This window comes from Bradyrhizobium sp. TM239, from assembly GCF_036247985.1.
Lineage (GTDB): Bacteria > Pseudomonadota > Alphaproteobacteria > Rhizobiales > Xanthobacteraceae > Bradyrhizobium > Bradyrhizobium ottawaense.
Genome location: NZ_BTIR01000012.1, coordinates 199,754 through 217,955, shown reverse-complemented (window position 1 = coordinate 217,955; position 18,202 = coordinate 199,754). Strand labels below are relative to the sequence as shown.

Here is an 18,202-nt window from a genome sequence, read left to right as displayed (position 1 = left end):
GAGCCGACGTGGCAGAGACCTGGCAGGATGCCGAAACGATCGAGCAGCTCCGGCGGGAGTCCGTCAAGCTGAAGAAGATCAATGCGGCGCTGATGTCGCGCGTCGAGCGGTCGATGGACCAGCAGCTCAATGCGTTCTCACTGTTCGAAACCGCAATCGCGCTCGACCATCAAGTTCGCGACCGGACCCATCAGTTGCGGGATGCCCTGCGTTCGGTCGAGCGGGCCAACGAAGGCTTGTACCGTGCCAAGCAGCAGGCGGAAGCTGCAAGCTCGCTGAAATCGTCCGTGCTGATCTCGGTCACCCACGATCTCCTGCAGCCGCTGAACGCGGCGCGCCTGACCCTGTCGGCCCTCACCGAGATGATGGAGTCGCAGGAAGCGGGCCTGCTCATCGACCAGGTCGACCGGTCCCTGGTTACGCTGGAAGACCTGCTCCGCTCGCTTCTGGAGATCGCGAAGCTCGATGCGGGCGCGCTCCGGCCCGACGTGCGGCCGATCGCGCTTGGGCCGCTGCTCGACCAGCTCCGCGACGAGTTCGAGCCGATCGCCTGGAGGCAGGGACTGTCCCTGCGCGTCCGCACCTCGCCGCTCGCGGTCCTGTCCGACCCGATGATGCTCCGGAGGATCCTGCAAAATCTGCTCGCGAATGCGATCCGTTATACCCGCAGCGGCGGCGTCATCATGGGATGCCGACGGCGTGGCGATCGCATCGCGATCCAGATCTCCGATACCGGCCCCGGAATTGCGCAGGCGCAGCAGGAGGCGATCTTCCGGGAATTCCAGCGCGGCGACGCGAGCGCGACCGACCAGGCCGGCTTCGGTCTCGGACTTTCGATCGTGCGCCGCTTCGCGACGGCGCTCGGGCACGAGGTGCGGCTGTCCTCGCATGTCGGCCGCGGATCGACCTTTGTGCTCGAGCTGGAGCAGGCCGATCGCGCCGATGTCAGCGACGACCTGCAGGAGATGAAGCCCGCCGATCTGCACTATGGCGGTCTGGGAGGGGCCAAGATCCTGCTCATCGAGAACGACGCCTCGGGCGCGGAGGCGCTGGCTGCCTTGCTGGAAGGATGGGGCTGCGATGTCGCGACCACGAGATCCGCCGCGGATGCCGCCCAGCGCTTGAGTGAGCTCGGCGGCACGCCGGACGCCATCATCGCCGATCTCCACCTCGATCACGGCGAAAGCGGATTGTCGGCCGTCGAGGGAATCCGGCAGCGGTTGAAGTCGGACGTGCCGGCGATGATCATCACGGCGGATTATTCCGAAAAGGCTGCGGCGGAAGCCAGTCGCTACGGGCTGGAGGTGCTGAAGAAGCCGATCAGGCCGGCGGAGATGCGCGCGCTGCTGTCGTTCCTGCTGAGCTAGTTCATCACCTCGCGCCGCATCGACGGCGAGCGAGGGGCAATCATGCCTGCGGATCGGTCCGGGCGCGGTCGCGCTTGGCGGCCGCTCCCGCGCCCGCCAGCGTCACAAAATCGATCTTCGACATTTCGACGATCGCCTTGGTGCGGCTCATCACGTTCAGCTTGCGCAGGATATCCGAGACGTGAACCTTCACGGTGGTCTCGGAGATCTTCAGCTCAAAGGCGATCTGCTTGTTCTGCAGGCCGCGCTTGAGCATTTCGAGGACACGCAATTGCTGGGGCGTCAGATCGTGAAGGCGCTTCAGGAGCTCCTGGGCCGCGATCGGCGAACGCTGCGGGCGGGCCAGCGCCCGAAAAGCGGCCGGCAGACACACCGCGCCGCGCACGACTTCGCTGATCGAATGCGCCAGCTCCTGCTTGGACGAGGATTTCAGGATGTAGCCGGATACGCCGAGCGACAATGCGCCCGAGATGATCTGCGCGTCCTGGTGCCCCGACACGATGACGACGGGAATGCGCGGGAACGCCTTGCGGATGCGGATGATGCCGGACAGTCCGGTCGTCCCGGGTATCGACAGGTCGAGAAGAATGAGGTCGACATCGGGCCTCGACGCCAACAACTCGAGCGCACCGTCGATCGAGGTGGCCTGAAGCATCTCGGCATCCGGCGTCGCCATTTGCAGCGCTCCCTCGAGCGCCTCGCGAAACAGCGGATGATCCTCGACAATCAGAAACCGCATCAGATTTGGGCCGTTCCCAGCTCGTCACCGAAGTCAGCGATCAGACCGGCGAGCATGCCGTCGCCGGAGCAACCCGGCTTGATCCAGATCAAATCGGACCAGCAGCTCATTGCGGCCTCCCGCGATCGATCCTCGGATGGGGCCGCCGTGGATCCGGCAGGTCGACCTTGCCGATCTCGACGATCGCCTTGTTGCGGCTGAACAGTCCGAGCTTGCGCAGGATCTCGGTGATGTGTGCCTTCACGGTCGATTCGGCGAGTTGAAGCTCCTGCGCGATCTGCCGGTTCGGATAGCCGCGGCGAAGGAGATCGAGCACGCGAAGCTGCTGCGGCGTCAGCTCGCGAAGCTTGACCCTGAGTGCCTTGCTGCTGTCGGCCCGCTTCCGCTGCGGCTCCGCCACGAAATCCTTGGGCACCGACACCGATCCGCCGAGCACGCCTTCGATCGACTGCGCGAGCTCGCGCTTGGACGTGGATTTCGGCAGATAGCCGGCAGCACCCAGCGCCAGCGCCTCGCGGACCACATGCTGATCCTCCTCGCTCGAGACGATGGCGACCGGCAGGCGCGGATAGGTCTCGCGCAGCCTGAGAAAGCCGGAGAAACCGGTTGCGTCGGGAAGCGAGAGATCGAGCAGCGCAAGGTCGATCCCCCGTTCGACCGAAAGAACCCGCAAGGCGTCCTCGATCGACATCGCTTCCAGAATGCGGGCCTCCGGCAGCGCCAACCGCACGGCATTGCCGAGCGCCTCGCGAAACAGCGGATGATCGTCGATGATCAGGAAGCTGGTCATGGCACCTTCCCCGGGGTCCATCGCGCGGGCGCATCCATCGGACGTTCGTGCCGATGGATGCGAAACGGACCCTAGAACATCTCCCCGATGCCGTCCGGTCAAGACCATTCAGTCGTTCGATTCGGCCTGAACCGTCAGCAGAAAGGCGTAGATGTTGTCGAACTGGCCGTCGGTGAAGACCTCTTTCCAGGACGGCATGCCCTTGGCTGGACGCCCCTCGTGCACCGTGGTCAAGAATTTCTCTCGCATCTCGTCGCCGTAGCGGTGACGCAGCAGCCTCAGATCGATCTTCCGCTCGCTCTGGATCGCGTCGGGACCATGGCAATGCGCACAGGTGCCGTTGAAGATCTCCTTGCCCAGGCCGACAGCTTCGGCATTCGATGCCAGCGCGTCGCCCTTGGTCTCGGTCGCGACGACGCTGGCCACTTGCGCCGCGCCGGTCCCGGCTCCGGTCGTGGTTCCGGCCGGCGTCTGCACGGCATTGAAGTGGAGAGCCTGACCGGTCGGCAGGCCATACTTCACCTTGAGGTCGGCGATGGTGCGCTCGAGGTCCGGCAAAACCGCATCGATCTGGTCGCGCAGTTCTGTCGAGGCCTTTGCGAAGCCGATCGCCGCGTCCCACGACAGACCTTCGCCTTCGGTGAGCTGAACGCGGTACCGATCCTGGTAGACGGTCTTGTTCAGCCAGCCCGCCACGGGTCCCCAGATAAAGGCGACGTCGGCATTGCCCCGATCGAGCGCCTGCATGCCTTCCTCGGGCGACAGCACCGTCACCTTCTGGATCTCGTCACGCGTCGCCAGGAGGTTTTGCGGTGTGCTGGCGAACTGCACGGCGACCCGCTTGCCCCGGAGATCGTCGACCCCGGAGACCGTCCGGTCCTTTGCGGTCACGAGGGCGTAGCCTTCACGCGCAACCGTGCTCGAGAAGATGACGGCCGGCCCCATGAAATCCTCGGAGCGCGGCAGGCCGATCATGGCGTCGCACTGCTTGCCGAGCAGCGTCACGCGGACGGTGCGCTTGCCGAAATACGACTTGTACCAATCATAGGCGATCGGCCGCCCGAGCGCCCGCGCCAGCGCCTGCCCGATCTCGACATAGAAGCCGGGTTGCGAGGGGCTGTTGCTCGAGAACGGAAGATTGGTCGGGTCGGCACAGAGCCGGAACGGCTTCACTTCGTCGGCGCGGCTTGTGGCGGCTGGCACGATGAGCGCGGAACCGGCAACACATGCAAGTAAAGCTGCGATGGCGCGACGTTTGCTATGGCCAAGGCCAGAACGATTTGGACGCATCCTCACCTCCCGTGGTTGGGCATTGTTGGCGTGACGTTGCGACATGGCCCTGCCTCGGCCGCAACGACGCGATCACACTTCGGGAAAAGAGCGCGTGTATCCCGTCACCCCGGGATACACGCGCCAGTGGTCACTGGACGGAGAACGCGAAGAGCGAGCCGCCCTCGGGAGCTGCAGCCGTCATCTTCTTGCCAACCTCGCCCAGGAACGCGGGCAGTGCTGCCGTACGGCCGACGACGATGGCGACGTATTGCTTGCCGTCGACCATGTAGGTCACAGGACCCGCACCGATGCCGGAGCCGAGATTCTTGCTCCAGAGCACTTTGCCGGATTTCGCATCGATGGCGCGGAAATCGCCATGGATGTTGCCGGCGAACACCAGACCCCCGCCAGTGGTCAGCGTACCGCCATTGAAAGGCAGGTCTTCCTTGATCGACCAGACTTTCTTCTGGTTGACGGGATCCCAGGCCACGAGCTCGCCGAGGAAGCCGCCGGGGCCTCCCTTGGTCGGGAATTCGGCGCCGAGATAGAACACGCCGCGCTTGTAGGCGACGTCACTGACCGACCAATCCATGCAGACATTGTTGGAGGGAATGTAGACGAGGCCGGTCTGCGGGTTGAACGACATCGGCTGCCAGTTCTTGCCGCCGATCAGATTGGGACAGATGTCCTTGGCGGGATGGCCGGGGCCCGGACGCTTGTCGGGATCCTCGACCGCGCGCATGGTGGCGAGATCGAATTTCTGCGCCCAGTTCGAGAAGACATACTTCTCCGCCGAAAGAACCTTGCCGGTCTCGCGGTTGGCGACGAAGAAGAACCCGTTGCGATCCGCCTTCATCAGCGCCGGAACGTTGCTGCCGCCGATGTTGAGGTCGGCGAGCACGGCCTCGTTCACGCCGTCATAGTCCCAGGCGTCGGCGGGCGTGGTCTGGATATGCCATTTGATCTTGCCGGTGTTCGGGTCGAGCGCCAGCGTCGAGGCCGTGTAGAGGTTGGTCAGCTTGCCGAAATCGCCATTGCCGGTCGAGCGCACGGCAGTGTTCCACGGCCCGGGATTGCTGGTGCCCCAATACACGGTATCGGTCTTGGGATCATAAGAGCCGACCAGCCAGGCCGCGCCGCCGCCATGCTGCGCGGAATCGCCCTTCCAGGTATCGCCGCCGGGCTCCTCCGGCGTGGGAACGGTAAAGGTCTGCCAAGCGAGCTTGCCGGTGTTGATGTCGAAGGCCTGAAGCGCGCCGCGCACGCCGTACTCGCCACCGCCGAAGCCGGTGATGACCTTGTCGCGCACGACCAGCGGCGGCGAGGTGATGACCGAGCCCTGCTTGTAATCGACCACCTTCGCCGTCCACAGCGCCTTGCCCGTCGCAGCGTCGAGCGCGGTCAGCTTGCCGTCGAGCCGGCCGACGAAGATCTTGCCGTCGGCGTAGGAGACGCCGCGATTGTTGACGTCGCAGCAGGCGTATTGCAGCACGTCGTCCGGAATCTCCGGCTCGTAGGTCCACTTGCGCACGCCGGTCGCGGCGTCGAGCGCATAGACGTATTTCGGCCCCCATGATGTCGAGACATACAACGTGTTGCCGATGACGATCGGCGAAGATTCGTTCGAGCGCAGCGATGCAAGCGAGAACGAATAGGCAAGCGACAGCTTGCCGGCATTCTCGGCGTTGATCTGGTTCAGCGGGCTGAACCGCGTGTTGGCGTAGTCATGGCCCGCCACCGCCCATTGATTGGAATCGGATTGCGCTTTGAGCAGTGAATCGTTGGCGCGAACGCCAATCGTGCCGGCGCCCAGCATCGCGATCATCGAAATGCCGGCCAAGAAGCCCCTCGTTCCAAAGGTCATTATTCCCTCCGTGATGTTGCTTTGCGCGCCAAGTTGGGCGCCGATGCGCTTTTTGCGCTTTTCGATACGCAGTTCACCTGCGAACCATCACGGAAATTACAGCATCGCCCTTTCGCGCTTAGTATAGGCGGAAGGTAGTAGTGCAAATCACTGTCAGACTTGGCCACTCATCTCGTTGTCGTCACTCGCTTCTTGTCGCTCGTTGGCAGCTCGAAACCAGCGATCGGATTGCGGCAACATCGTGCAGCCATCCGCGCGTTCCGTCGAAAGTCGGCATCCGCGACGGCCACAAATCACGACGACGGTTCAGCCGCGACGGATGGCCGCTGGGCGTTACGATATCCGTCAATGTCACGGTCTCGTTGTCGCTCGCTTTGACCGGCCCACCTTCAGCACGACGGTAGGCGCTCGATTGGCGAGGCCATCTCGAGAGATCGGCTGTTTCTTCGCGTCCACCGATCGCCAGGGGGTATAGGCGGACTCGGGCAGTCCGCTTCCCGGCAGGCCCCCGAGCCGGCCCGGCTCGTCGCGGGCGATCAGCGCTTCAATGAAATCAATGGCTTACCGCACCAAATCCTACTACCAAGATCGCGATTACAAAGTCGCCCGGCCGTGCTCCTATTTGCGGAACGACGACAAGAATCCCAAGGGAGAGACAATCGGCGGCGCCAGGACCGACATCCGCGGGGCGAGCAGCCTTCGCGCGATGCCAGAGGTGGACGCTGCGGAAGACGAGAGACCATCTCCTTGCAGGTTTCGGACAGGTCGCGCCATGCGCTGGCGGCGGCACGGATCGCTGTTGTCTGATCGCGGCGCCTCGACGACCGTTTCGTGACGCCCGGCGACCCAAAATCCCAGTTGCAAAGTTTCATTGCGCTGTTTCTAATTGGAATAACTACAAACATTCTGGGAGGACGACATCGTGTCTACAGTCAAACTGACAGTGAACGGCAAGGCCGTTGCTGTCGACGTCGAGGACCGCACGCTGCTGGTCCAGCTGCTGCGCGATCACCTCAACCTCACGGGGACCCATGTCGGCTGCGACACCAGCCAGTGCGGCGCCTGCGTCGTGCACATGGACGGCCGCGCGGTGAAATCCTGCACCATGCTGGCGGGCCAGGCCGACGGCGCCAGCATCACCACCATCGAAGGCATCGCCAAGGGCGACGAGCTGCACCCGATGCAGGCCGCCTTCCGCGACAATCACGGCCTGCAATGCGGCTATTGCACGCCGGGCATGATCATGTCGGCGATCGACATCGTGCATCGTCATGGCGGCCAGCTCGACGAGGCCACCGTTCGCACCGAGCTGGAAGGCAATATCTGCCGCTGCACTGGCTACCACAACATCGTCAAAGCCGTGCTGGATGCAGCCGGACGCATGAAGGTCTCGCAGGCGGCCGAGTAGAGCGGCTCGCCTCGAAAAGAACCACGGCTGCAGCTTTCGAGGGAAAGCGCGGTCAAAGAAATTTCCGGTCGGGAGGACCAGACATGGGTGTAGAAGGCATCGGCGCGCGAGTCGTGCGCAAGGAAGACAAGCGTTTCATTACCGGCAAGGGCCGCTACGTCGACGACATCAAGCTGCTGGGCATGACCCATGCCCACTTCATCCGCAGCCCGCACGCGCACGCCAAGGTGAAGGGGATCGATTCCTCCGCCGCGCTGAAGATGCCGGGCGTGGTCGCCGTGCTCACGGGCCAGCAGATTGTCGACGACAAGGTCGGCAACCTCATTTGCGGCTGGGCCATCACCTCCAAGGACGGCAGCCCGATGAAGATGGGCGCATGGCCGGCGATGGCGCCGGAGACCGTGCGCTTCGTCGGTCAGGCCGTCGCGGTCGTGATTGCCGAGAGCAAGAATCTGGCGCGCGATGCGGCCGAGGCCGTCGTCGTGGATTACGAGGAACTTCCCGCGGTCGCCGACGTCCACGCCGCGATCAAATCAGGCGCGCCGCAGCTTCATCCCGAGGCCCCCGGCAACCAGGTCTATGACTGGGTGATCGGCGACGAGGGTGCCACCGATGCCGCCTTCGCCAAGGCGGCCAACGTCGTGAAGCTCGACGTCACCAACAACCGCCTCGCCCCGAATGCGATGGAACCGCGCGCGGCGATCGCCGATTACGACGCGGCGGAGGAGCATTTCACGCTCTACACGACCTCGCAGAACCCGCACGTCGCCCGCCTCGTGCTGTCGGCCTTCTACAACATCGCGCCGGAGCACAAGCTGCGCGTGATCGCGCCCGACGTCGGCGGCGGCTTCGGCTCCAAGATCTTCATCTATCCCGAAGAGATGGTGGCACTGTGGGCCTCCAAGAAGATCGGCCGTCCCGTGAAATGGACCGGCGACCGCACCGAGGCCTTCCTCACCGACGCGCATGGCCGTGACCACGTCACCCATGCCGAGCTGGCGTTCGACGCCAGCAACAAGATCACCGGCCTCAAGGTGAAGACCTACGCCAATTTCGGCGCCTACATGTCGCTGTTCTCGTCGTCGGTGCCGACCTATCTCTACGCGACGCTGCTGTCGGGCCAGTACAACATCCCGGCGATCCACGCCGAGGTGATCGGGGTCTACACCAACACCACGCCGGTCGACGCCTATCGCGGCGCGGGCCGCCCCGAGGCGAGCTATCTGATCGAACGGCTGATGGAGACGGCGGCGCGGCAGCTCAAGGTCGATCCGGCCCAGCTGCGGCGGAGCAACTTCATCACCCAGTTCCCGCACCAGACGCCCGTGATCATGGCCTATGACACCGGCGACTTTAACGCCTCGCTCGACGCTGCCATGAAGGCGATCGACTATGCCGGCTTCCCCGCCCGCAAGGCCAAGGCGAAAGCCGACGGCAAGCTGCGCGGCATCGGCGTGTCCTGCTACATCGAGGCCTGCGGCATCGCGCCGTCGAAGGCGGTCGGCAGCCTGGGCGCCGGCGTCGGTCTGTGGGAATCGGCCGAGGTGCGCGTCAACCCGGTCGGCACCATCGAGATCCTGACGGGCTCGCACAGCCACGGCCAGGGTCACGAGACCACGTTCTGCCAGCTCGTCGCGGAGCGCCTCGGCGTTCCCATCAGCCAGGTCTCGATCGTCCATGGCGACACCGACAAGGTGCAGTTCGGCATGGGCACCTACGGCTCGCGCTCGGCGGCCGTCGGCCTCACCGCGATCCTGAAGGCGATGGAGAAGATGGAATCGAAGGCCAAGAAGATTGCGGCGCACGCGCTGGAAGCTTCCGAAGCCGACATCGTCATCGAGAACGGCGAGTTCAAGGTGACCGGCACCGACAAGGCGATTGCCCTGCCGATGGTCGCGCTCGCGGCCTATACCGCGCACAATCTGCCTGACGGGATGGAGCCGGGCCTGAAGGAAAGCGCCTTCTACGACCCCACCAACTTCACCTTCCCGGCCGGCACCTATATCTGCGAGCTCGAGGTCGATTCCGGCACCGGCAAGACCTCCTTCGTCAACTTCGTCGCGGCCGATGATTTCGGCCGGCTGATCAATCCGATGATCGTCGAGGGCCAGGTCCATGGCGGCCTTGTTCAAGGCATCGGACAGGCGCTGCTCGAGCATGCGATCTACGATGCCAACGGCCAGCCGGTCACGGCCTCGTTCATGGACTACGCCATGCCGCGCGCCGACGACGTACCCTCCTTCAACCTCTCCCACACCACGACGCTGTGCCCGGGCAATCCGCTCGGCATCAAGGGTTGCGGTGAGGCCGGCGCGATCGGCGCCTCTGCAGCCGTGATCAACGCGATCACGGATGCGATCGGCAAGAACAACTTGGAAATGCCCGCAACCCCCGACCGGGTGTGGCGCACGATCCACGCGGCTTAAGAGGGAGGAACGAAGATGTACCAGACCACCTATCATCGCGCTTCCTCGGTCGACGAGGCCGTCAGCCTGTTCGCCAAGGGCAGCGAGTCGAAGTTCCTTGCCGGCGGCCAGACGCTGCTGCCGGTGATGAAGCAGCGCCTCGCAAGCCCCTCGGACGTGATCGACCTCGGCAAGATCAAGGAGCTGCAGGGCGTCGAATTGTCGGGCGACACGCTGACCATCAAGGCCGCCACGATCTATTACGACATCATGACCAATGCCGATGTGAAGAAGGCGATTCCCGCGATCGCCTATCTCACCTCGGTGCTCGGCGACCCCGCCGTGCGTTACCGCGGCACGATCGGCGGTTCGATCGCCAACAACGATCCGGCCGCGGATTTCCCGGCCGCTTTGTTGGCCCTTGGCGCCACCGTGAAGACCAACAAGCGGTCGATCTCGGCCGAGGACTTCTTCCAGGGCCTGTTCACCACGGCACTCGAAGACGGCGAGATCATCACCGCCGTGTCGTTCCCGGTGCCGGCAAAGGCAGGCTACGAGAAGATGCGGCATCCGGCCTCGCGCTTTGCGCTGACTGGCGTGTTCGTCGCGCAGACCAAATCGGGCGAGGTTCGGGTCGCCGCGACCGGCGCCTCACAGAGTGGTGTGATGCGGGTGCCCGCGATCGAGGCCGCGCTGAAAGCGAACTGGTCGCCGGCGGCGATCGACGGCGTCAGCATTTCGGCGAACGGATTGCTGGCCGATATCCACGGCACGGCCGAATACCGCGCCAACCTCGTCAAGGTGATGGCACAGCGCGCGGTGGCTGCTGCGGGCTGATCTCGTCGCCAGCGTCTCGACACAAATTTTCCGCGGCGCGCACTTCGGTGCGCGCCGTTTTATTTTGACCATGCGGCATCAAAAGCGCTTGCCTCGCTGGCATGAAGGCGGGAAAAGTTAATCAGCCGATTAACTCGCTCCAAAGAAGAATGTCAGCGGCGATTGCCGAACCACCGGCATTCGCCCGCGACCCGAGGAAACAACAACGTGCTCGACAAATCAGCGCCCACCTCGACCGTCCGCAGCTCCGGCCCGCTCTCGGGCTTCCGCATCGTCGAATTCGCCGGCATCGGACCCGGTCCGTTCGCCTGCATGATGCTGGCCGACATGGGCGCCGACGTCGTCACGCTCGACCGGGTCGGCGCGAAGAAGAGCATGAAGTCGGTGGCAGGGCGCGGCCGCAAGGTGATCGAGCTCGACCTCAAGGACAAGGCCGCGATCGCAGAGGTGCTCGACCTCTTGGCCAGCGCCGATGCGCTGGTCGAGGGTTTTCGTCCCGGCGTGATGGAACGGCTCGGCCTCGGGCCGGACGTCGTGCTCGCGCGCAACCCCAAACTGGTCTATGGCCGCATGACCGGTTGGGGCCAGGAAGGCCCGCTCGCCAACGCGGCTGGCCACGACATCAATTACATCTCCATCACCGGTGCGCTCGCCGCCATCGGCACGAAGGAAGCACCGGTGCCGCCGCTCAATCTCGTCGGCGATTTCGGCGGCGGCGCGCTCTATCTCGTCGTCGGCGTGCTTGCAGCGCTGCTGGAAGCGCAGCGGTCCGGCAAGGGCCAGGTGGTCGATGCCGCGATGTGCGACGGGGCGGCATCACTGATGTCGTTCTTCTTCGACATGACGACGATGGGACGCTGGACCGAGGGGCGCAACCAGAACTTCCTCGACGGCGGCGCGCATTTCTACGGCGTCTATGAATGCGCCTGCGGCCATTTCGTTTCGATCGGCTCGATCGAGCCGCAGTTCTACGCGCTGCTGCGCGAGCATGCGGGCCTCGCCGATGCCGATTTCGACGCGCAGATGAACCCCAAGGCCTGGCCGGCGCTGAAGGAGAAGCTCAAGGCCGTGTTCAAGAGCAAGACGCGCGAGGACTGGTGCAAGATCATGGAAGGCACCGACATCTGCTTCGCGCCGGTGCTGACCATGTCGGAAGCGACAAAGCATCCGCACATGGTCGCGCGCGAGGTCTTCATCGAGCGCCACGGCGTGAAGCAGCCGGCACCCGCGCCAAGATTCTCGCGCACGCCCTCGACGGTGCGCGAGCCGGAGGGAGCGGAGATCGGGGCGGTGACGAAGGCGTGGGCGGGGCGTTAGACTCTCTGCTGTCGCGTCAATCTCCGCCGTCGTCCCGGGCAAGCGCGCCATAAGCGCGCGCAGATCCGGGATCCATAACCACAGGATTGTGTTTGGCGAAGACTCGGGGTTGGCGGCTCGCTCTACAACGCGACCCTGGGGGTATGGATCCCGGATCTGCGCTTACGCTTGTCCGGGACGACACCGATGATGTGGCGGCAGGTCGCGTCTCACGCGCAACGCTTACGCCGCCGCATCCACCTTCAACACCCCACGCCGGATCTGATCCTCCTCGATCGATTCGAACAGGGCCTTGAAATTGCCCTCGCCGAATCCGTCGTCGCCCTTGCGCTGGATGAACTCGAAGAAGATCGGGCCGATCGCGTTGGCCGAGAAGATCTGGAGCAGCACCTTGGTCTGGCCGCCCTCGACCACGCCTTCGCCGTCGATCAGGATGCCGTTCTTCCGGAGCCGCGCGAGATCCTCGCCATGCTCAGGCAGGCGCGTGTCGACCTTCTCGAAATAAGTCTCGGGCGGCGACGGCATGAAGGGCAGGCCGGCGTCGCGCAGGCCTTCGATGGTGCGGTAGATGTCGCGGCAGCCGCAGGCGATGTGCTGGATGCCCTCGCCGCGATAGGTTTTCAGATATTCCTCGATCTGTCCGGAATCGCCGGCGTCCTCATTGATCGGAATCCGGATCTTGCCGTCCGGGCTGGTCAGTGCGCGCGAGAACAGGCCGGAAGCGCGGCCCTCGATGTCGAAGAAGCGGATCTGGCGAAAGCTGAACAGCTTTTCGTAGAAGCCGGCCCAGACATCCATGCGGCCGCGATGGACGTTGTGGGTGAGATGGTCGAGATAGAACAGGCCGGCGCCGGCAGGCTTGGGATCTCGCGCGCCGAGCCATTCGTAGTCGGCATCATAGGCCGAGCCCGTGGCACCATAGCGATCGACGAGATAAAGCAGGCTGCCGCCGATGCCCTTGATCGCGGGCACATCGAGCGTCTTCTGCGCGGATGACACATCGGCAGGCTCCGCACCGAGCGAAATCGCGCGGTCATAGGCCGCCTTCGCATCGACGACGCGGAACGCCATCGACGGCGCACACGGGCCGTGCGCGGCGACGAACTCGTAGCCATGCGTGCCGGGCTCCTCGTTGACGAGATAGTTGATGTCGCCCTGGCGGTAGACCGTGATTGTCTTGGTCTTGTGGCGCGCGACGGGCGCATAGCCCATCAGCTTGAACAGCGCGTGCAGCTCTTCCGGATTGGGATGCGCATATTCGACGAACTCGAACCCGTCGGTGCCCATCGGATTGTCGGCGGTGATCGTGGCCGGCGGTGCATCGTGCGGAAACGGACCCATGGTGCTCTCCCAAATGGCTGCTGGGAAGGAATTATCCTTCATGAGACGCGCAAGAAGCGTGCAAACGGGACGGCATTTGGCTATCCTATGCATGATCTGTGCATGGAATGGATAAAACACGCATGATTCCGGTTGACGCCTTCGACCTCAAGATCCTGGGCGCGCTCCAGGACGACGGCCGCCTCACCAACCAGGAGCTCGCCGACCTCGCGGGACTTTCGGCCTCGCAATGCTCGCGGCGGCGGATGCGGCTGGAGGAGGAGAAGGTGATCGCGGGCTATCACGCTGATCTCTCCAGCGAGGCGCTCGGCTTCGGCGTGATCGCCTTCATCCAGGTCGGGCTTGCGACCCACTCGCCGGACAATTCCAAGCGCTTCCGCGCGCTGGTGAACCGGATCGACGAGATCCAGGAGGCCTATTCGCTCACCGGTGACGCCGACTACGTGCTCAAGGCCGTGCTGCGCGATCTCAAGGGCCTATCCAACCTCGTCAACGACGTCTTGATGCCGCATCAGAGCGTGGCGCATGTGCGCTCCTCGATCGTGCTGGACAGGCTGAAGGAGAGCTCGCGATTGCCGCTCAAGGAGATCAAGAGCGGCTGAAATCGAGGGAACTACGTCATTCGCGCTCCACGCGCGGTCTGCGATGATCCCTGCCAATCCGGAGATTCAGCCATGGCCCTCCAGCTTCGACCGAACTGCGAATATTGCGATTGCGATCTGCCGCCCGATGCGACGAACGCGCGGATCTGCTCCTATGAATGCACGTTCTGCGTGGACTGCGTCGAGACCAAGCTGTCCAACGTCTGCCCGAACTGCGGCGGCGGCTTTGCGCCGCGCCCGATCAGGCCGACGCAGGAATGGCGCGCGGGCGTCTGCACGAGCAAACAGGCGCCGTCGGACAAGCGGGTGCATCTGAAGTACAGCGTCGAGGACGTCGCGGCGCATTGCGCGCGGGTGCGCGACGTGCCGCCGGAGAGGCGGTAGGTCTCTCCACGGCGTTGATGCGTAGGGTGGGTTAGCGCAGCGTAACCCACCACGTCTGCGACCGCGGACACTGAAGAGGTGGGTTACGCTGACGCTAACCCACCCTACAAGACAGGAGCGCGCGGCTACTCCGCCGCCAAAATCGTCCCCTCGACCTCGCCGAAGCCCACACGATAGCCGCTGCCCTGGCACCACCCGCGCATGACGAGGCTATCGCCATCCTCCAGGAACGAGCGCCTGGCGCCGCCGGGGAGTTCGACCGGCTCGGTGCCGTTCCAGCTGATCTCGAGCAAGCTGCCGCGCTGGTTCTTTTCTGGACCGGAGATGGTGCCACTGCCGAGGAGATCGCCGACATTCATGGCGCAGCCGGAGGAAGCGTGGTGCATCAGCTGCTGCACCGAGGACCAGTACATGTACTTGAAATTGGTGCGGCTGATGCCGGCGGGCGCGTTGGCGCCGGCGGCGCGCAAGGAGACGTCGAGGTCGACATCGTAATTCTGCGGCTTGCCCTGCTTGAGATAGTCGAGCGGCACCGGCTGCTGCTCCGGTCCCTTCAGGCGGAACGGCTCCAGCGCCTCGCGCGTCACCACCCATGGGCTGATCGAGGTCGCGAACGCTTTGGCGAGGAACGGGCCGAGCGGCACGTATTCCCATTGCTGGATGTCGCGCGCGCTCCAGTCGTTGAGCAGCACGAAGCCGAAGATCATCTCCTCGGCCTGGCTCTCCGTCAGCATGCCACCCATCGGCGAGGGCTGGCCGACGACAACACCCATCTCCAGCTCGAAATCGAGCCGCTTGCATGGCCCGAAGCTCGGCACCTCCACATTCGGCGGCTTCAGCTGCCCGCGCGGCCGTTTCACCTGGGTGCCGGAGACCACGACCGTGGAGGCGCGGCCGTTATAGGCGATCGGCATATGCAGCCAGTTCGGCTGCAGCGCATTGTCCTTGCCGCGGAACATCACGCCGACATTGGTGGCGTGCTCCTTGGACGAGTAAAAATCGGTGTAGCCGGAGACGGTGAAGGGCAGATGCAATCTCGCATCGCGCATCGGCACCAGCGCGCGCTTGCGCAGCTCCTCGTTGTCGCGCAGCTCCGGATGATCCGCGCGCAAAAGCTCGCTGATCCGTGCCCGCGTCTTCGTCCAGACCTTCGGACCCAGCGTCATGAACGGATTGAGCGAGGCCCCGGAGAATACGCCGAGCGGGCCGACCTCGAGCCGGCAATCCTGCTCGAGCTCCCAGAGATCGAGCACGTAATCGCCGATCGCAACGCCGACGCGCGGCGTCGGATTGGCCGCGGTCGAGAACACGCCATAGGGCAGGTTCTGAATCGGGAAGTCGGAGGAAGGATCAATCTCGATGAAGGAGCGGAGGCTGGGGTCGTTGGGATGGGGCATGGGTTTCCTGCCGGAGTTGTTGACGGTTTTTCCGCTGTCATTCCGGGGCGCGCGGAGCGCGAGCTAAGATGCGCAATTGCGCATCTGAGAATCCATACTCACGATCGTGGTTATGGATTCCGGGCCTGCGCCTTCGGCGCATCCCGCAATGACGAAAGGACTACGGTTTGCTCGGATCGAACCGCTTCTCCAGGCCCTTCCAGCAATCCGCGTAATCGTCCTGCAGCGTGGACGCGTTCGCGGCATGCGCGGTGACGCGCTGCGGGTAGCGGGTCTCGAACATGAAGGCCATGGTGCCCGTCAGCTTCACCGGCTTCAATTCGCCGTTGCTGGCATGCTCGAAGGCGTCACGATCGGGGCCGTGCGGCAGCATGCAATTGTGCAGGCTCATGCCGCCGGGGACGAAGCCTTGCGGCTTGGCATCGTAGACGCCGTAGATCAGGCCCATGAACTCGCTCATGATGTTCATGTGATACCAGGGCGGCCGGAAGGTGTTGTCGGCGACCATCCAGCGCTCGGGGAAGATGACGAAGTCGATATTCGCGGTGCCCGTGGTCTCCGACGGCGAGGTCAGAACCGTGAAGATCGAGGGATCGGGATGATCGAAGCCGATCGCACCTACGGGAGAGAAGGTGCGCAAATCGTATTTGTAGGGCGCGTAGTTGCCGTGCCAGGCGACGACGTCGATCGGCGAATGCGGCAAGGTCGTCTTGAACAGCGAGCCGCCCCATTTCACGAACAGCTCGGTCGGCGTGTCCTTATCCTCGTAATGCGCCACCGGCGTCAGGAAATCGCGCGCGTTGGCGAGGCAGTTGGCGCCGATCGGCCCGCGCTCCGGCAGCGTGAAGGCACCGCCGTAATTCTCGCAGAGATAGCCGCGTGCCGGTCCGTTGGGAATCTCGACACGGAACTTGACGCCGCGCGGGATCAACACGATCTCGCCGGGCTCGGCGTCGATGCGGCCGAACTCGGTGACGAGGCGAAGATTGCCCTGCTGCAGCACGAACATCAGCTCGCCGTCGGCATTGTAGAAATGCTGATCCACCATCGATTTGGTGATGAGGTAGACATGCGCGGCCATGCCGGCCTGCGTGTTGACGTCACCCGCCGTCGTCATGGTCTGCACGCCCTGAACGAAGGTGACCTCATCCTTCGGGAGCGGCGTCGGGTCCCAGCGCATCTGCGCGATCGGCAGATCGTACTCATGGCATGGCGCCGAACGCCACAGTCCGGCATCGGCCTTCTCGAAGCGGCCGGAATGCTTCACCGAGGGGCGGATGCGATAGAGCCAGGAACGCTCATTGGTGCCGCGCGGCGCGGTGAAGGGCGAGCCGGAGAGCTGCTCGGCGTAGAGCCCGTAGGCGCAGCGCTGCGGCGAGTTGCGCCCGATCGGCAACGCGCCCGGCAGCGCCTCGGTCTCAAAACTGTTGCCGAAGCCGGACATGTAGCCCGGGGTGACCTGCGCCGAGCTGCGGACGATCTGATCGGGCGAGGTGTTGATGTTCATGACTATCCTCCTCCTTGCAGGGCCGCCCACATGTCCTGGTCGCGCTTGTCGGTCCAGATCACGGGATCGTCGATTCCCGACGCCTCGTCATAAGCGCGCGACACGTTGAACGGCAGGCAGTGCTCGTAGATCGCGAAACTGTGGAATTTCGGGTCCATCACTTCGCGCGTCGCCGCCATCGATTCCTTCAGCGTGCGCCCCTTCGCCACCGAGATTTCGGCCGCGCCATAGAGCGAGGTGACGAAGTCGCGCGTCATCGCAATCGCCTCGCGCACCGTGGCCGTACCCTTCAGCGCATCGCCGCGGCCCGGCGCGATCGCCTTGGGATCGAAGTTGCGAATCTCATTCAGCGTCATCGGCCACTCGCGCAGATGCGCATCGCCGCAATAGCAGGCCGAGTGATATTCGATCAGATCGCCGGAGAACATCACTTCGGCATCGGGCACCCAGGCGACGATGTCGCCTGAGGTGTGGCCGGCCCCGAGCTGCATCAGTCGCACCTCACGCTTGCCGAGAAAAATGGACATCTCGCCTTCGAAGGTCAGCGTCGGCCAGGTCAGGCCGGGGATGCTTTGCGCATCCTGGAACAGCCGCGGGAAGCGGCCGTATTCGGAATCCCAATCCTGCTTGCCGCGCTCCTCGATCAGACGATAGGTCTCCTGCGAGGCAACGATGCCTTGCGCCTTGTAGGCGGAGGCGCCGAGCACGCGCACGGCGTGATAGTGCGACAGCACGACATATTTGATCGGCTTGTCGGTGACAGTCTTGACGCGCTCGATCACCTTGTTCGCCATCGCCGGCGTCGCCTGCGCGTCGAACACCAGGCAGCCGTCGTCGCCGACGATCACGGCCGTGTTCGGATCGCCCTCGGCGGTGAAGGCATAGAGATCGGTGCCGATCTCGGAGAAGGTGATTGTCTTCTCGGCGAGATCGCCGGTGGATGCGAAGTTCTTCGCCATCAATTCGTCCTTT

15 protein-coding genes are annotated in these 18,202 nt (G+C 64.1%); 7 read left to right on the top strand and 8 right to left on the bottom strand.

Annotated elements, in window-relative coordinates:
• Positions 1-8: 8 nt before the first annotated feature.
• Entirely contained in the window at positions 9-1,367 is a 1,359-nt protein-coding gene (locus AABA84_RS22415) for a hybrid sensor histidine kinase/response regulator (RefSeq protein WP_338313153.1), read from the top strand.
• A 40-nt stretch (positions 1,368-1,407) separates the two neighbouring features.
• Here AABA84_RS22415 and AABA84_RS22410 read toward each other — a convergent pair whose 3' ends face one another.
• The 4 genes from AABA84_RS22410 to AABA84_RS22395 form a co-directional block, all read right to left on the bottom strand.
• Positions 1,408-2,106, bottom strand: coding sequence for a response regulator (locus tag AABA84_RS22410; protein ID WP_338313152.1), 699 nt, complete (start codon positions 2,104-2,106; stop codon positions 1,408-1,410).
• 106 nt (positions 2,107-2,212) lie between these two features.
• On the bottom strand, positions 2,213-2,896 hold the full coding sequence (locus AABA84_RS22405) for a response regulator (RefSeq protein WP_338308984.1): 684 nt from the start codon (positions 2,894-2,896) through the stop codon (positions 2,213-2,215).
• A gap of 108 nt (positions 2,897-3,004) precedes the next feature.
• Positions 3,005-4,186 (bottom strand): c-type cytochrome, encoded by a 1,182-nt coding sequence (locus AABA84_RS22400; protein ID WP_445083419.1) that lies wholly within the window; start codon positions 4,184-4,186, stop codon positions 3,005-3,007.
• A gap of 130 nt (positions 4,187-4,316) precedes the next feature.
• A complete protein-coding gene (locus AABA84_RS22395) occupies positions 4,317-6,032 on the bottom strand; it encodes a PQQ-dependent methanol/ethanol family dehydrogenase (RefSeq protein ID WP_338313149.1) in 1,716 nt (571 codons plus the stop codon).
• Positions 6,033-6,954: 922 nt separating this feature from the next.
• Here AABA84_RS22395 and AABA84_RS22390 point away from each other — a divergent pair.
• The 4 genes from AABA84_RS22390 to AABA84_RS22375 all read left to right on the top strand — a co-directional run bounded on the left by AABA84_RS22390 (position 6,955) and on the right by AABA84_RS22375 (position 11,999).
• Positions 6,955-7,440 (top strand): (2Fe-2S)-binding protein, encoded by a 486-nt coding sequence (locus tag AABA84_RS22390; RefSeq protein ID WP_018321562.1) that lies wholly within the window; start codon positions 6,955-6,957, stop codon positions 7,438-7,440.
• An 83-nt stretch (positions 7,441-7,523) separates the two neighbouring features.
• The gene (locus AABA84_RS22385; protein WP_212253118.1) at positions 7,524-9,866 is read left to right on the top strand and encodes a xanthine dehydrogenase family protein molybdopterin-binding subunit; all 2,343 of its coding nucleotides are present in this window, start codon (positions 7,524-7,526) and stop codon (positions 9,864-9,866) included.
• Between the two features lie 15 nt (positions 9,867-9,881).
• Entirely contained in the window at positions 9,882-10,682 is an 801-nt protein-coding gene (locus tag AABA84_RS22380) for an FAD binding domain-containing protein (protein ID WP_212253117.1), read from the top strand.
• Positions 10,683-10,889: 207 nt separating this feature from the next.
• The gene (locus AABA84_RS22375; protein ID WP_212253115.1) at positions 10,890-11,999 is read left to right on the top strand and encodes a CaiB/BaiF CoA transferase family protein; all 1,110 of its coding nucleotides are present in this window, start codon (positions 10,890-10,892) and stop codon (positions 11,997-11,999) included.
• A gap of 222 nt (positions 12,000-12,221) precedes the next feature.
• Here the strand turns inward: AABA84_RS22375 and hppD are convergent, their stop codons facing one another.
• Positions 12,222-13,340 carry a 4-hydroxyphenylpyruvate dioxygenase gene (gene hppD / locus AABA84_RS22370; protein WP_212253113.1) on the bottom strand — a complete coding sequence of 373 codons (1,119 nt, stop codon included), beginning with the start codon at positions 13,338-13,340 and terminating at the stop codon, positions 12,222-12,224.
• A 122-nt stretch (positions 13,341-13,462) separates the two neighbouring features.
• Between hppD and AABA84_RS22365 the strand changes: the two genes are divergently transcribed.
• Both AABA84_RS22365 and AABA84_RS22360 read left to right on the top strand, forming a co-directional pair.
• Positions 13,463-13,942, top strand: coding sequence for an Lrp/AsnC family transcriptional regulator (locus tag AABA84_RS22365; RefSeq protein WP_212253110.1), 480 nt, complete (start codon positions 13,463-13,465; stop codon positions 13,940-13,942).
• 72 nt (positions 13,943-14,014) lie between these two features.
• Entirely contained in the window at positions 14,015-14,326 is a 312-nt protein-coding gene (locus tag AABA84_RS22360) for a DUF1272 domain-containing protein (RefSeq protein ID WP_212253109.1), read from the top strand.
• 125 nt (positions 14,327-14,451) lie between these two features.
• Here AABA84_RS22360 and fahA read toward each other — a convergent pair whose 3' ends face one another.
• From fahA to AABA84_RS22345, 3 genes are all read right to left on the bottom strand, one after another.
• Positions 14,452-15,723 carry a fumarylacetoacetase gene (fahA, locus tag AABA84_RS22355; RefSeq protein WP_212253107.1) on the bottom strand — a complete coding sequence of 424 codons (1,272 nt, stop codon included), beginning with the start codon at positions 15,721-15,723 and terminating at the stop codon, positions 14,452-14,454.
• Positions 15,724-15,883: 160 nt separating this feature from the next.
• Positions 15,884-17,230: a homogentisate 1,2-dioxygenase gene (gene hmgA / locus AABA84_RS22350; RefSeq protein ID WP_338313145.1), complete on the bottom strand. Its 1,347-nt coding sequence runs from the start codon at positions 17,228-17,230 to the stop codon at positions 15,884-15,886.
• 2 nt (positions 17,231-17,232) lie between these two features.
• Entirely contained in the window at positions 17,233-18,189 is a 957-nt protein-coding gene (locus AABA84_RS22345; protein WP_338313144.1) for an MBL fold metallo-hydrolase, read from the bottom strand.
• Positions 18,190-18,202 lie beyond the last annotated feature (13 nt).

Bases quoted from the DNA above. Each gene is read 5' to 3' on its own strand.
- AABA84_RS22410 (WP_338313152.1), bottom strand. From the start codon at position 2,106: ATGCGGTTTCTGATTGTCGAGGATCATCCGCTGTTTCGCGAGGCGCTC.
- AABA84_RS22405 (WP_338308984.1), bottom strand. From the start codon at position 2,896: ATGACCAGCTTCCTGATCATCGACGATCATCCGCTGTTTCGCGAGGCG.
- AABA84_RS22400 (WP_445083419.1), bottom strand. From the start codon at position 4,186: ATGCGTCCAAATCGTTCTGGCCTTGGCCATAGCAAACGTCGCGCCATC.
- AABA84_RS22395 (WP_338313149.1), bottom strand. From the start codon at position 6,032: ATGACCTTTGGAACGAGGGGCTTCTTGGCCGGCATTTCGATGATCGCG.
- AABA84_RS22385 (WP_212253118.1), top strand. From the start codon at position 7,524: ATGGGTGTAGAAGGCATCGGCGCGCGAGTCGTGCGCAAGGAAGACAAG.
- AABA84_RS22380 (WP_212253117.1), top strand. From the start codon at position 9,882: ATGTACCAGACCACCTATCATCGCGCTTCCTCGGTCGACGAGGCCGTC.
- hppD (WP_212253113.1), bottom strand. From the start codon at position 13,340: ATGGGTCCGTTTCCGCACGATGCACCGCCGGCCACGATCACCGCCGAC.
- AABA84_RS22365 (WP_212253110.1), top strand. From the start codon at position 13,463: ATGATTCCGGTTGACGCCTTCGACCTCAAGATCCTGGGCGCGCTCCAG.
- AABA84_RS22360 (WP_212253109.1), top strand. From the start codon at position 14,015: ATGGCCCTCCAGCTTCGACCGAACTGCGAATATTGCGATTGCGATCTG.
- fahA (WP_212253107.1), bottom strand. From the start codon at position 15,723: ATGCCCCATCCCAACGACCCCAGCCTCCGCTCCTTCATCGAGATTGAT.
- hmgA (WP_338313145.1), bottom strand. From the start codon at position 17,230: ATGAACATCAACACCTCGCCCGATCAGATCGTCCGCAGCTCGGCGCAG.
- AABA84_RS22345 (WP_338313144.1), bottom strand. From the start codon at position 18,189: ATGGCGAAGAACTTCGCATCCACCGGCGATCTCGCCGAGAAGACAATC.